General features: G+C 32.4%; 15 protein-coding genes. 5 read left to right on the top strand and 10 right to left on the bottom strand.

Features of this window, described 5'->3' with window-relative positions; all coding sequences use genetic code 11:
- Nucleotides 1-655: 655 nt before the first annotated feature.
- Entirely contained in the window at nt 656-832 is a 177-nt protein-coding gene (locus ACW5YJ_RS09095; protein ID WP_182478240.1) for a hypothetical protein, read from the top strand.
- A 402-nt stretch (nt 833-1,234) separates the two neighbouring features.
- Here the strand turns inward: ACW5YJ_RS09095 and ACW5YJ_RS09100 are convergent, their stop codons facing one another.
- From ACW5YJ_RS09100 to ACW5YJ_RS09110, 3 genes are all read right to left on the bottom strand, one after another.
- On the bottom strand, nt 1,235-1,519 hold the full coding sequence (locus ACW5YJ_RS09100; RefSeq protein WP_457338101.1) for a hypothetical protein: 285 nt from the start codon (nt 1,517-1,519) through the stop codon (nt 1,235-1,237).
- Nucleotides 1,520-1,634: 115 nt separating this feature from the next.
- Nucleotides 1,635-2,669 carry a M42 family metallopeptidase gene (locus tag ACW5YJ_RS09105; RefSeq protein WP_426432652.1) on the bottom strand — a complete coding sequence of 345 codons (1,035 nt, stop codon included), beginning with the start codon at nt 2,667-2,669 and terminating at the stop codon, nt 1,635-1,637.
- Nucleotides 2,670-2,789: 120 nt separating this feature from the next.
- Nucleotides 2,790-3,716, bottom strand: a complete 927-nt coding sequence (locus tag ACW5YJ_RS09110) for a D-2-hydroxyacid dehydrogenase (RefSeq protein ID WP_457338102.1) — start codon at nt 3,714-3,716, stop codon at nt 2,790-2,792.
- Between the two features lie 351 nt (nt 3,717-4,067).
- On the opposite strand from ACW5YJ_RS09110, the gene ACW5YJ_RS09115 reads away from it, so the two are divergent.
- A complete protein-coding gene (locus tag ACW5YJ_RS09115; RefSeq protein WP_017724405.1) occupies nt 4,068-5,159 on the top strand; it encodes a prephenate dehydrogenase in 1,092 nt (363 codons plus the stop codon).
- A gap of 143 nt (nt 5,160-5,302) precedes the next feature.
- Here ACW5YJ_RS09115 and ACW5YJ_RS09120 read toward each other — a convergent pair whose 3' ends face one another.
- A complete protein-coding gene (locus ACW5YJ_RS09120; protein ID WP_153672486.1) occupies nt 5,303-6,565 on the bottom strand; it encodes a Y-family DNA polymerase in 1,263 nt (420 codons plus the stop codon).
- 149 nt (nt 6,566-6,714) lie between these two features.
- Here ACW5YJ_RS09120 and ACW5YJ_RS09125 point away from each other — a divergent pair, with 149 nt between their 5' ends.
- On the top strand, nt 6,715-6,900 hold the full coding sequence (locus ACW5YJ_RS09125; protein WP_017724403.1) for a 2-hydroxymuconate tautomerase: 186 nt from the start codon (nt 6,715-6,717) through the stop codon (nt 6,898-6,900).
- Between the two features lie 254 nt (nt 6,901-7,154).
- Complete coding sequence (locus ACW5YJ_RS09130) at nt 7,155-7,247, top strand: type I toxin-antitoxin system Fst family toxin (protein ID WP_107531577.1); 93 nt, start codon at nt 7,155-7,157, stop codon at nt 7,245-7,247.
- Nucleotides 7,248-7,490: 243 nt separating this feature from the next.
- On the opposite strand, the gene ACW5YJ_RS09135 is transcribed toward ACW5YJ_RS09130, so the two are convergent.
- Entirely contained in the window at nt 7,491-8,471 is a 981-nt protein-coding gene (locus ACW5YJ_RS09135; protein WP_017724402.1) for an LCP family protein, read from the bottom strand.
- A 139-nt stretch (nt 8,472-8,610) separates the two neighbouring features.
- Here ACW5YJ_RS09135 and msrA point away from each other — a divergent pair, with 139 nt between their 5' ends.
- Nucleotides 8,611-9,126, top strand: a complete 516-nt coding sequence (gene msrA / locus ACW5YJ_RS09140) for a peptide-methionine (S)-S-oxide reductase MsrA (protein ID WP_017724401.1) — start codon at nt 8,611-8,613, stop codon at nt 9,124-9,126.
- Nucleotides 9,127-9,284: 158 nt separating this feature from the next.
- On the opposite strand, the gene ACW5YJ_RS09145 is transcribed toward msrA, so the two are convergent.
- The 5 genes from ACW5YJ_RS09145 to ACW5YJ_RS09165 are packed head-to-tail and all read right to left on the bottom strand — an operon-like array spanning nt 9,285 to nt 14,055.
- Nucleotides 9,285-10,199, bottom strand: coding sequence for a D-ribose ABC transporter substrate-binding protein (locus ACW5YJ_RS09145; protein ID WP_135092442.1), 915 nt, complete (start codon nt 10,197-10,199; stop codon nt 9,285-9,287).
- 13 nt (nt 10,200-10,212) lie between these two features.
- Entirely contained in the window at nt 10,213-11,157 is a 945-nt protein-coding gene (locus ACW5YJ_RS09150) for an ABC transporter permease (protein WP_171914834.1), read from the bottom strand.
- Nucleotides 11,144-12,634: a sugar ABC transporter ATP-binding protein gene (locus ACW5YJ_RS09155; RefSeq protein WP_457338103.1), complete on the bottom strand. Its 1,491-nt coding sequence runs from the start codon at nt 12,632-12,634 to the stop codon at nt 11,144-11,146. The genes ACW5YJ_RS09150 and ACW5YJ_RS09155 overlap by 14 nt, the downstream gene beginning before the upstream one ends.
- A 14-nt stretch (nt 12,635-12,648) precedes the next feature.
- Nucleotides 12,649-13,038 carry a D-ribose pyranase gene (gene rbsD, locus ACW5YJ_RS09160; RefSeq protein WP_017724397.1) on the bottom strand — a complete coding sequence of 130 codons (390 nt, stop codon included), beginning with the start codon at nt 13,036-13,038 and terminating at the stop codon, nt 12,649-12,651.
- Nucleotides 13,039-13,080: 42 nt separating this feature from the next.
- Nucleotides 13,081-14,055, bottom strand: coding sequence for a LacI family DNA-binding transcriptional regulator (locus ACW5YJ_RS09165; protein ID WP_017724396.1), 975 nt, complete (start codon nt 14,053-14,055; stop codon nt 13,081-13,083).
- Between the last annotated feature and the right edge of the window lie 4 nt (nt 14,056-14,059).

The following is a 14,059-nucleotide window of genomic DNA, read 5'->3' on the forward strand; positions in this document are numbered from 1 at the left end:
AAAGTAATCTCATATATTTTAATTAACAAATAAAAAATGCCTAGACTTTATCAATTAGGCATCATATATTTAATTCATTTAATTTATCGTTGTATTGTTTTTCACTAATTAAATTTAACACAATGCAAATATATATTCAATATACATTTTTGCGTTCTTAATTTATTGAATATTGAGCATAAAGCAAATTTAGAAACATTATTTGTTAGTATGAAAACTAATCAAGGTGTTACCTATTATTCCTCAGTCATTCACAACATGATTAGATAGTATGGATATAAACTTATCGACTTTTAGATCCATATGACCGATCGATAAGATTAATGGCTAATAAGGAAGAATTAATTGATTATGTCTTTAAACCTCTAATAAAATATGATATTAATAGTTTTGAAACAACAAAAAATAATGGTACTGTTTTATATTGCTAAAATTAACAGTTAAACAACTGATATATTAAAAAAGATAATATAGATTTGTAACTTTCGCATTCTGTTATATTCCGAATTGTTAATATGAGACTTTTGATTCAGTTAGCTTTTAAATAGATTAATTGATAGGAAATTTCCTATATCGATAAAAAAGTTCTCTAAGAGACTATTACTGAAGAATGTAAATAGACAATGCTATAAATCATTATTAATGAGGTGTTTTTATGACTAAAGTTTTAAGCGTATTATTAACGGCCATTTTATGTACTATATATGCATTTGTAATATTATTTCTAGTTTCTAATAATACTTTAAGCACAATACTTTTACCTGCAGGTTTATTTATAATCATTTATGGCATTAGTAAACTTGAACAGAAATTAGCAGAAAAGGATACGTAAATTCTTAAAAATTGGTAATTAGAAAGAAGTTTAGTTTATATTCATAAACTTGTCTCGAGTATTTTTACAGATAGTATAATAATATAGACGCCTATCTATCATACATAAATTTGAAAAAAAGAAATGGTGTAGAAAGTAAAAGATATTCTTGTTCACATCATGATCACAGCTGCAACTTGTTACATTATCACTTTATTTACGTATTGGCTTTTTCAAACGAGACAATAAATAAAGTAGTGGATATGTCACACAAAAAACCCCTCACTATTTTCAGTAGTGAGGGGTTTGGTGCATCAAATTCAGATATCCTTGCTAAATATATTGTAGTATCGCGAGAAACTAGAATAAAAACTGCTTATGTTTATTATCAATTATTACTCATATTTCAAATTAAATTAAGTCTTATCCTTCTACCTTATCTGATTCTTTTTTCGTCTTTTTCTTGTTATCTTTTTGTGCGCTATCCCATTGGCCAAGTAGAAATAATAGTCCTATAATGCCAAATATTACAGCTCCCCATATATTTAACCCCAGCTTTTCTGTTAAATATAAATAAATAAGAACGATTACAAATATAACAGGCACGATTGCCCCCACCATTTTATTTCCTGTTCTAGATAAAAAATATTGAATTGCTAATAACACCGCATAAAATATTGCTGGTGATAGTATTGCTAAATTATTCATGACAAATCAAGCTCCTTACTATTTAAAAAATGAAAAGTAAATTTTAATATAATCTTTGCTAATAATTTACTTATAGCCTTCTATAAGTTTCATAACAAGACTTTTTATATCATCATTATTGTATAGGAGCTAAACAATATGCATGAAGCAGTGCTTGAGTTGCTCTTAAAGAATCTATGTGCGTACGCTCTAGTGCATGTGAAGATTCAATACCTGCACCAAACAAACCATGTCTGATATCAGCGCCTGCCTTTAATGCTGCAGAGGCATCTGACCCATAATATGGATAAATATCTACTTTATATGGGATATTATTAAGTTGGCATAAATTAACTAATTGTTCACGTAACGCCTTATGATAAGGTCCTGATGCATCCTTCGCGCAAATCGATACTGTATATTCATCGGATGCTTGACCATCACCTAAAGCCCCCATATCAAATGCTATAAAATCAACAATTTTGGGTGAGATTGAAGCATTTGCCCCATAACCAATTTCTTCATTGTTTGAAATATAGAATTGTGTAGTATGAGGTAGTGTTAAGTTTTCGTTGTTAATTGTTTTTAAAAACTCTATAATCATTGCAACACTTGCTTTATCATCTAAATGACGGGATTTTATAAATCCTGATGGTGTGATTTGAGTTCTTGAATCAAAACTTATAAAGTCTCCTACTTCTATACCTAAACTTTCAGTATCTTCTTTTGACAATACTTTTTCATCTAATCTGACTTCCATATGTTCAACATTTCTTGATATATCGTCATTATTTCTATACACATGTACACTCGTCTCATGTAAACAGATGGTACCGGTAAAAGTTTGTCCTGATGAAGTTTCTATTTCACAATATTCTCCTTCAATAGCGTTATAACTAAAGCCACCAATTAAATCCAAGGCTAATCTGCCATCTTCTTTAATTTCTTTTACCATAGCGCCAAGCGTATCAACATGTGCAGTAATACATTTTTGTGCTTCATCGTTCTCACCTTTTACAGTGATTAATAATGCCCCTTTGTTCGTCAGTGTTGTTGTATAACCTAAATGTTCAACTTCATCTTTAACGTAATTAATTGCCTTTTCTGCGTGTCCTGATGGGCTATTAATTTCTGTTAATGCTTGAATTGTGGTGAAAATTGATTCAGTCATGCAATCCCCTCCTAATATATATAAGTCTATTTTAACTTTTATCCTCGAAAATTGGTATAATTGTACAAAAATCCTTAACAGTTATACCTAAAATAAACTTGTTTAATTCTTAACTAAATTTTAGTATCCTTTACTGAAATCAACTTGATTAGATACTGTTTCATTATTTTCTAATTTTTTCAATGTGTTACAAAAACATGATATGGCATCATCGATATCTGTTAACGCTGAAATATGAGGAGTAATCGTAACATCTTTCCTTTGCCATAACTCAGAGTCCTCTGTTAATGGTTCTGACTCAAAGACGTCTAATACAACATGTCTTAACTTCCCTTCATCTAAAGCATCTAGTAAGTGATCCGTATCAACTACTTTCCCTCTACCTACATTTATAAAATATGCATTGTCTAAATAATCAAAGTGATGTTGATTTAATAGCTTTTCTGTATCTTGTGTTAATGGTAAGGTACTAATTATATAATTTGAGCGTTCAAGTATTGTATGAGCATTTTCTATATTACTTATTTGATTAAAATGGGCTTTATCTTGACCACTGTTTGAAATGCCATTTACAGTCGCCCCAAATGTTGAGAATACTTCTGCAATCTTTTGTCCAATCTCACCTGTACCTAGTATTGTTATGATTTGATCCTTCAATGAACCTGGTGATTTAACAGACCAAACTTTAGCTTTTTGCTGTGCTTTAAATTGGGAGTGATATTGTAAATCAGCTAATATATAACTCAAGCAATATTCGCTCATTTTTTTTCCGAAATCACTGATTGTTCTAGTTAACAGTGTATTGTCCCAACCAGAAATGGCTAAATAATTATTCACACCTGCATTAAATGTGTGCACCCATTTGACTTTAGAAGGTTCAAAATTTTCATTAGGAGCAAATCCTACATATGTATCTGCCCAGTTCATATCCTCTTGCGAAATGACATCGGTCGATTTAAAACGTAAATTATACTTCTCTAGCTGTTTCAAATATGGCTGAAAATCAAATTCGTGTGGACCTGCAATTAAAATGTTCTCTATTTTCAAATTTTACACTCCCTTTATTTTTTGAATATCATTGTAAATAGTCGTATTTAAAAATTATCACTATCCTTATCATTTATTACGTTGTACATTGTTTACTTTCTCTTACTTTAGCATAATTCTATTTGTTTTATGTTCTTATGTTTCACATATTCATTTCTTATCTATTTGTGTTAGGTAATATTTCGTATTGTCAGCTCTAACAACTCATCCTCAATAAAATTATCACTACGATTTTAAAGTTTATAAAATATCATTAGTGGTGAAGCAAAAATTTCATCACGTATTGCGTATTAGTAACACCTACTATACAATATTACTATTCTGAAAATTTTGATAGAGGTGATTCGCTTAATGAAACAAATACTTTTCGTTGGTCTAGGCCTAATCGGCGGCAGTCTAGCGAGTAATTTAAGATACTATCATAATGATATAGAAATTACAGCATTTGATGCTGATACATCTCAATTAGATAAAGCTTTATCTATTGGTATCATTGATTTTCAATCGACAGACTATAAATCAAGCGTCGAAAATGCAGATATCATTATATATGCAACACCCGTACAACAAACAATAAAATACTTACAAGAATTACCAAGCTATCAATTAAAGAAAAACGTTATTATTACAGATACTGGTAGTACAAAATCAACGATTCAACAGTATGAACAATTTCTTTTAAAACGTGATATTCACCTTATCGGTGGCCATCCAATGGCTGGGAGTCATAAGTCTGGTGTATTAAATGCTAAAAAACATTTGTTTGAAAATGCTTTTTATATACTCGTGCATAATGAACCAGCTAATGATCTAGCTTTTGAAGAAATCCAAGATCTATTGAAAACAACTGATGCTAAATTCATTTCAACAACTGCAGAAGAACATGATTTTGTTACTGGGATTGTCAGTCATGTCCCTCACATTATCGCTTCAAGTTTGGTTCATTTAAATGCTCAACATGTGGATGATTCTGCTTTAGTGAAAACATTGGCTGCTGGTGGTTTTAGAGATATCACTAGAATTGCAAGCAGTAACCCAATTATGTGGCGTGATATTACAGTTGAGAATAAAGACACTATATTAAGTATCTTAAAAGAATGGAAAGAGCAAATGGGAGAAGTTATATCGTTAATTGAGCGTAATAACGCCGAAGACCTTCACGCTTTCTTTAATGATGCTAAAACTTATCGTGATGAACTTCCCCTTAAACAACAAGGAGCGCTTTCTGTGGAGTATGATCTATATGTCGATATTCCGGATAAACCAGGTATGATTAGCAAAGTGACAAACATTCTGAGTTTACATAATATTTCTATAAGCAACCTTAGAATTTTAGAAGTTCGCGAAGATATATACGGGGCATTGCGTATTAGTTTTAAAAATCCTGATGACCGTAAAGCTGGCGCTGAGGCACTCAATGATTTTGATACTTATATTGGTTAATATATGAAATTTTATAAGTGGGGCTACGAAATCATTTTTCGTAGCCCCACTAGTTTAATAGTTTAAACAATGGTTTTTAGGTTTATGTGAGCTATTGCTCATGCATAACTCCCACTATCTCAACTAAATTGAGAAGTGAGACTTTACATTTTATGGCCTGCCATAAGACCAAGACGACCATGTTTTGTACCTGCATCTGTATAAGATACCGCTCTAGATACAATTCCTCGTCCAAATTTCCGATGTAAGGCGTCTATAGTTTTAGCTAGCTTTTCATTTCTTTTTCTTTCGTACTCATCAATAAATAAATTCAATTGTCTATCTTTCTCATCGATGAACTGAGTTAAAGAAATACTTACTGTACGAAATAATGCATAATGGTCACATAATTCATCTGCAAAACCTTCAACCACTTTGTACATGTTATCTTCTAGATTTGTTGGATCTTCTAACGTATACTGTTTGCTTACACCACCTTCATCACTGTAACCAAATGAAAAGTGAATCGTCTTAGCTAATTGATTTCTTCCTCTAACACGACTAGCAACATCCTCAATCAATTCACGCATAACTACTTTGGCTTCGCTGTACCGATAATCTCGCATGAGTATTTGACTCTTACAAATAGATGGATTCATCACTTTATATTTATCTCGCACTCTACTTTCATCAATTCCATTTGCATGTAAATGTAAATCGATACCAACGACACCTAAGTCTCTTTTTAAATACGTATAAGAATAATGTGCTAGGTCGCCAACAGTAAAAATTCCTCTTTTATTCAATTTAGCCTCTGTTCTTCTGCTAATCCCCCAAAATTTGCTCAATGGTTGAATTGGCCAAAGTTTTTTAGGTACATCTTGATAACGCCATTCTGCAATTAAACTATCGTTATGTTTGGCTTCTATATCCATTGCAATTTTACTCAATAACATATTTGAGCCTATGCCTATTGAACAATTAATACCTGTTGCTTCTTTAATTTCAAGTTGTAATTTTTGACAAAATGAATGAACCGTACTATTAAATCTATGATAACTATTCGTCACATCCATAAAGAACTCGTCTATACTGTACTGATGTAAGTCTTCTGGTGCAATATATTGCAATGCAATTTTTGATATTTCTATAGAAACTTCCAAATATTTTCGCATGCTTGGATTAATTATATAAATGTCATTTCTATGTGGTATTTCAAATAATCTAGATCCAGTTTTGATACCTAGTGCTTTTAGTGGTCCTGTGGCAGCTAATACTACTGAACCTTGTTTTTTAGTGTCAGCAACCACTGCTAATTTTTCAGTAGTAGGGTCTAATCCTTTTTGAATACAAGATACACTCGCAAAGAAACTCTTTTGATCTATACACAAGATGTCTCTTTCTTCCACTAGATTATAATCATACATATCAAACAACCTCCCTGAATTAACTCTATTATATACGAACACACGTTCTTAATCAATATAAAAAGAACAAATGTTCCTGTTGCCTATTTTTATAATTTTTCGAATTTTCGTGATATAATATCTTTAAATTATTTTAGGAGGAATTACATATGCCAATCGTAAATGTAAAATTATTAGAAGGTCGTTCAGATGAACAACTCAAAGACTTAGTAAGTGAAGTAACAAATGCAGTTGAAAAAACAACTGGTGCTAATAAAGAAGCAATCCAAGTAGTTATAGAAGAAATGAAATCATCACATTATGGGGTTGCAGGAGTTAGAAAATCTGACCAGTAGTAATAATCATTCTATTACAGAATATAAGCTCATCTTGTCTAAAAATAAGAATCTTGCACCAAAAAATAGAGCAAAAATCCAATTTTTTAAAAAATATTTCACCATCCTATCTCTGAAGATAAAAGATTTACTTGAGCTATTACTCATGCATAAGTCCCACTAACTCAATAAATTGGGAAGTGGGACTTTATGGTATAATAATGAAGTCGCCTATCTCTCAGGCGTCAGTTCGACGTAGAGAGGAGGTGTATTATTTGTTAATCTTTTTCGTTCACATCATTGCGCCAGTCATCAGTGGCTGCGCCATCGCATATTTTACTTACTGGCTAAGTAAACGCGATAGATAACTCATAGGCGACAATAGCCAACACTATAAAAAATCCCCCTCACTATGACAGTAGCGAGGGGGATTGGTGTATTAATGCTAATCTTTTTCGTTAAATCTATTATAACATCATACTGCGTAAAAATGCAAAAACTTCACCATTCTATACTTCTTGCTAAATATATTTACTCGAACAGACTAACGAAATATGATAAAAATCAAGTACTGTATTACTTCTTGGTCTCACACTTACATAGCAACAATACTATTCATCCAAGAATTTCTTAACTGCTTCTTTGTTTTTCTCTTTATCAATTTCTAAAGCACTGCCATCCGTTGGTGACTGGATATCTTGATAAGTACCCTTAATTGGTAATGTTATAGAATCTACATTCTTATCGCCACGAATACCGAAATTCAACCCTGATTGCACCAATGCAGAATCCGGCATATTGGTGTTTAAATAGCCTCTTAAAATACCTGCAACTCTAGGTAACTTGAGAATTGAATCTACACTCACAAGTTCCTCTTTTAGCGATTGCATCACTTGTTGCTGTCTACGGACACGTCCAAAATCTCCTTCAGGATCATGTCTAAATCTAGCATAACCTAAGAGCTCTTTACCATTTAAACGATGATGACCTTTTTTCAACGATACGCCAATATTTTTTGACATGTCTTTTTCAACGTCTATCGGTACACCATTCGGTTCCAGTTCATCTATCATTTTTTCAAAACCAGTGAAATCTAAAACTGCGTAATATTCAGGATCAATACCTAAATTTTTCTTCAACGTTTGTCTTAATAATTCTGGTCCGCCGATGGAATATGCAGAGTTAATCTTATGTTGCCCATTTCCTGGAATGTCAGCATAGATATCACGCATTACAGAGACCATCTTCATCTTTTTATTAACATAATCGTATTGAGCGATCATAATAGAATCTGTTCTAGAAATACCACCGTCTTCGGCGTCTGCTCCTAATACCATTACCGTAATCTTACCGTCATTTTTAGCGGCACCATTAAATTTTTCTTGCTTTAATGTTTTCCCGTGGTCTTTTGCATAATTAATACCGGAATTGTAACCATGTACTGCATAACCTACGATAATTGCTAAAATCACAATAAAAATTAAAATGATTATTGGTAATTTCTTAATCCGCTTCTTCTTAACCCTACGCATAGGCGCTTCTTTAGTGTTGTTGCTTGAGTTTGTATTACTTCTTTGTTTGTCTTCATTCATTAGTATCAACCTTATATCTTCAAAATTGCACTGCTATGTACTATAATTAACATATATTAAAGTTATATAAAAAGAGTATAAAAATCAAGTGATATCTTTATATATGGTACTAAGGTCTAATACGGAAAGGATGTTAAGCATGAATATTAATAAAGCATACTTCGCTGGAGGTTGCTTTTGGTGTATGGTTAAACCCTTTGATACATTTGAAGGCATAGAAAAAGTAACCTCTGGGTACATGGGAGGACATGTAGATAATCCTTCATATGAACAAGTCAAAAGTGGTAATACCGGCCATTTGGAAACTGTGGAAATCGAATATGATGTCGCATTGTTTTCCTACAACAAATTATTAGAAATTTTCTTTTCTGTAATAGATCCCTCTGATGAAGGCGGACAATTCCAAGATAGAGGTTCACAATACAAAACTGCTATCTTCTACACAAATGAAGATCAAAAAGAACTGGCAGAAATTTATATTGAGAAATTAAAGGATACTATGGATAAAGACAAAGCGATTGCAACACAAATTCTACCCGCTTCTACATTTTACGAAGCAGAAGCTGAACATCAAGATTTTTACAAAAAGAATCCTGAGCGTTATGCAAAAGAACAACAAGAGCGTCAAAAATACGAAAAAGGATTAGACATCTAATTTACATCAAATCCTTTTATTAACTTCATTGAAATGGTAGTAACTTTAATTTTATAGTCAATTTGTGTCAACGCAATAACTGAAATAAAGCTATTTATATAAATTTTAAAGCCGGAGTAGTGTTTGCTACATCCGGCTTTATTATAGATTATTATCAATTAATTTTGTTTTTTCATTTCTAATGGAATTTTGTTTTTCTTCTCTACTTTCTTACCATCAAATAAATTCATTACTGTTTTAATGCTTTCCTCTCCCATTAAATGAGGTTGTTGCGCAACAGTAGCATATAATTTATTGTTTTCTACCGACTTAATTGCATCCTCGTTACCATCAAAACCAATAACTTTGATATCCTTATTACCCACCGCTTCTACAGCACCTAGTGCCATTTCATCATTTTGCGCAAAAATAGCTTTGATATCTGGGTGTGCTTGTATAATGTTTTGCGTCACATTCAATCCTTCTGTTCTATTGAACTTAGCACTTTGCTTCGATACCACATCAAGTGATTTATCTGCTACATTATGGAATCCTTTACCACGTTCTCTCGTTGCACTTGCACCAGGTATACCTTCTAATTCAGCAACTTTCGTATTTTTACCGAATTGCTCTACAATTAGTTGGCCACCCATTTCTCCACCTTTAACATTATCTGAAGCAATAAATGATGCTACTTCCCCTTTAGCAACTTCCCTATCTAAAGTAATTACTGGGATATTTTGATCATTCGCAATTTGTATACTACCCGAAATCGCATCTGAATCTGTTGGATTAACGATAAGGTAGTCTACGTTTTGTTGAATTAAATCATCTATGTCATTTGATTGTTTTGCTGCATCATCTTGTGCATCGGCAAATTTCACTTTAACGCCTTGTTTTTTTGCTTCATCCTCAATACCATCTTTTATTTTTACAAAAAACGGATTATTTAACGTAGATATACTAACGCCAATGACAACTTCAGATTTTTTCTTGTTTGATTTATCCTTGTTATTATTTTCTAATGGAGATTCTAGTGAACACCCTGCTAAAAGTAACAATATTGCAATAGCACTAATAAATACCTTTTTCATTAAATGACCTCCTCTATGATTTATTCTTTCTATCTATTAGCACTGCAATAATAATTACAACACCTTTAACGACTTGTTGATAAAATGAAGACACACCCAATAGGTTTAAACCATTGTTCAGAACGCCTATAATAAGCACACCGATTAATGTGCCAAGAATGCGTCCTTTACCGCCTGTAAGTGAAGTACCACCAAGTACTACAGCTGCAATAGCGTCTAATTCATATGACATGCCCGCTGTTGGTTGTGCAGAATTCAAACGAGATGTTAATATTGCTCCTGCCATCGCAGACATTAAGCCAGCTAAACTATATATCATAATCTTCAACTTATTTACTTTGATTCCTGAGATAAATGCCGCTTTTTCATTACCGCCCATAGCATAAGTCTGTCTACCAAACACCGTTTTATGTAAAATAATATATAAAATAATAAATGTGATAAACATCGTAACTGCTGGTACAGGTATACCTATAAAGTAGCCACGTCCAAATAGTTGAAATGCATAACTACCATTTAAATTTGTAATCGGATTACCATCAGTAATAACCAATGTGACACCTCTAAACACGGTCATTGTTGCTAAAGTTGCGATAAATGGCGCCATCTTACCTAATGTAATTAAAAGCCCGTTAATCGCTCCTAAAATAGCACCAAAGATACAACCAATTAACAACGCAACAATTGAATCAACACCAGATACCATTAATATGGCTATCATCGCACTAGATAACGCAAGGGTGGAACCAACTGATAGGTCTATCCCCCCTGTTAAAATGACGAATGTCATACCAAATGCTATTAAACCATTAATGGATACTTGTCTTAATAAATTAAACAAATTAGATGGTTCTAAAAAAGCACTGTTTAATGCACTTATAATAATGACTAATAATATTAATCCAATAAATGGTATAATTTTTTCTAAATATGAAAAAGATAACTTAGATTGATTCATTTATTTTCCCTCCAGTAGCTAAAGTCATAATACGTTCTTCAGATAATGATGCCTTATCTAATATCCCTACAATGTTACCTTCATGGACAACAGCAACATTGTCACTCACGCCAATAACCTCAGGTAACTCTGATGAAATCATAATAATAGACATTCCTCGTTCTGTAAGTTCATTCATTAATTGATATATTTCTCTTTTAGCACCTACATCAATTCCTCTAGTAGGCTCATCTAAAATCAATACACGTGGTGCTGTCGCTATCCATTTCGCTAAAACTACTTTTTGTTGGTTCCCACCAGACAAATCTATGCACGCATCATCTTGTTTGCCTTTAATATTTAATCGCTTAATCATTTGATGTGTATATTGTTCCATTGAACCTTGAGCTAGAAAGCCTGATTTTGAAAAACTTTTTAGCGCAGGTAGTGATATATTCTCTAAAATAGAATCTTGTAAAACTAACCCTTCTTCTTTTCTATTTTCAGTAATAAAAGCTAAACCATGTTTTATAGATTGGTTAGGGTTATTTATATAAATCTCTTTACCATTCAATTCTACTTGCATAGTTCCTTTATCTAGCCCAAACAACACGCGCATAATCTCTGATCTACCTGCACCCATTAACCCACTAAAACCTAAGATTTCTCCTTTATGCAACTCAAAGTGCACCGATTTTAGATTATGCTCATTTGAACTAAGCTCCTTAACAGAAAGAACTAATTCATCTTGCTTATAATCCCTTTCAGGATATTGGTTATCTAAATCTCTACCTATCATCGCCTTAACGATTTGTGGATGTGTTGTAGATTCAGTGGCAGACGTTAAAATAGAGCGACCATCTCTCATAACGGTAATACGATCAGAAATACTAAATATTTCTTCCATTCTATGTGAAATATAGACAAAAGATACGCCTTCACTTTTTAACTTTTTAATTTGTTCAAATAACACTTCTATTTCATTATTTGTTAATGCAGCAGTTGGCTCATCCATTATAATAACTTTAGCCTCTTGCATAAGCGCTTTACTAATTTCTAACATTTGTTGCATACCAACCGATAAATCTCCTGCTAATTGATTTAAATCAATCGTTATATTCAATTTTTTAAATATCTCTTGTGCTTGCACCCTCATAGCTTTATTATCTACGATACCGAAAAATTTAGTTGTTTCTTTTCCTAGAAATAAGTTTTCTAATACTGTCAAATTAGGCCAAATATTCAATTCTTGTTGTATAAATGCGATGCCATGGCTTTCAGCATCTTTAGTATTTTTAAAATGAATCGGTTGCCCATTTTCTACTACTGTGCCACCATCCGCTTCATAGACACCTGTTAGAATTTTCATTAATGTACTTTTACCAGCACCATTTTCCCCCATCAATGCATGGACCTCTCCATCAGCAATTTCAAGATCCACACCCAACAACACATCATTTTGTCCAAATGATTTATATATTTGATCCATATTAATCATTATTAATCACCCCTTTAAAATAAAACGCCGCTCTTTAATATCGCATTAGCAAAAGGTTTAGCTTCGCCTGTTCTGATAATAGCTTTAACTTTGCAACTATCCGCTTTTAACTGTTCATGAGATATAGTACTAATATCAATGTTTTCCGACACCATTTGTATATAGAGTTCATCATTTTGCTTAATCATTTCATTAGCAATTGTTACTTGCTCAATTACCATATGATTCTTTATTAAGTGAAATACTTCTAAAAATGATGGTTTCCCAAATTCTAAGGCAAGATCTATTTTCTTAACCCCTTGTGGTACTGGCAAACCACAATCAGCAATAATAATTTGATCTGTATGACCTAAATCACTTAGCAATTTTGAAATTTCACTATTTAAAATACCTGTTTTATACATCAAACCACTCCTTTTTTTGTGTAACCCGTTACATGTTACGCATTAATGACGTGTACTCGATCTCTTTATTACGGAAATTGCTACTTTTTCTAGTTCGACATAATCTTGATTATCATACAATTTAAGTAACTTTGACATTGCTAGTTCTCCCAAACGATAAGCCGACTGATCGATTGTACTAATTTTGGGAAATGTCATAGTTGAAAATGGTATATTATCATACCCTACAATTTGAACATCCTTTGGAATTTGCAAGTTATGTTGTTGAAGTATCCCCATTACTTTAATTGCTAATAAATCATTACTGCAGATAATACTATCTATATTGTGCATCCTAATTAAATTAATAAATGAACCTTCATCGTTTAAATCCTGCGCTAAATATGTTTTATAGTTAATACCACGTTCTTTAAAAATTGACACTACACCTTTAACGCGAGATTTAAAAGCATCAATAGTTAAATCTTCATGTACGACTAGACCATAATTACAAACTCCTTCAATAACAAGCTCTGCTTGACGTTGTCCACCTTCATAATGGTCAGTTGAAACACCTGATATTTCATTATTAGTTCGGTCGACAAATACAAAAGGCATATGAAGAGGTTCTAACATATTTTCAATTATCTTTTCGTTAAGTGCAGTAGTAATCATGCCAGCACAATTATGAGATACAAACGTTGTTAAATAAGCCTTTGCTTTTTCTATATCATTATCACTGTTACCAATTAAAACTTGGTAACCATGTTCAACAGCAACATCTTCTACTCCCCTTGCAATTAACGTAAAGAATGGATTACTTATGTCTGGTAGGAGCAATCCAATCATTTTTGATTTTCTTTTGTATAATGTTCTTGCCGCTTCATTTGGTTGGTAATTCAATTCTACAATTGCACGGTCAATTTGCGATCGCGTTTCTGCTTTAACATACCCAGTATTGTTAATCGCTCTAGAAACAGTTGCAACTGAGCAACCAGCTAATAGTGCTACATCTTTTATCGTTGTCAGTAAAATCACCCCT

The organism is Staphylococcus sp. mip270_02 (assembly GCF_054031535.1).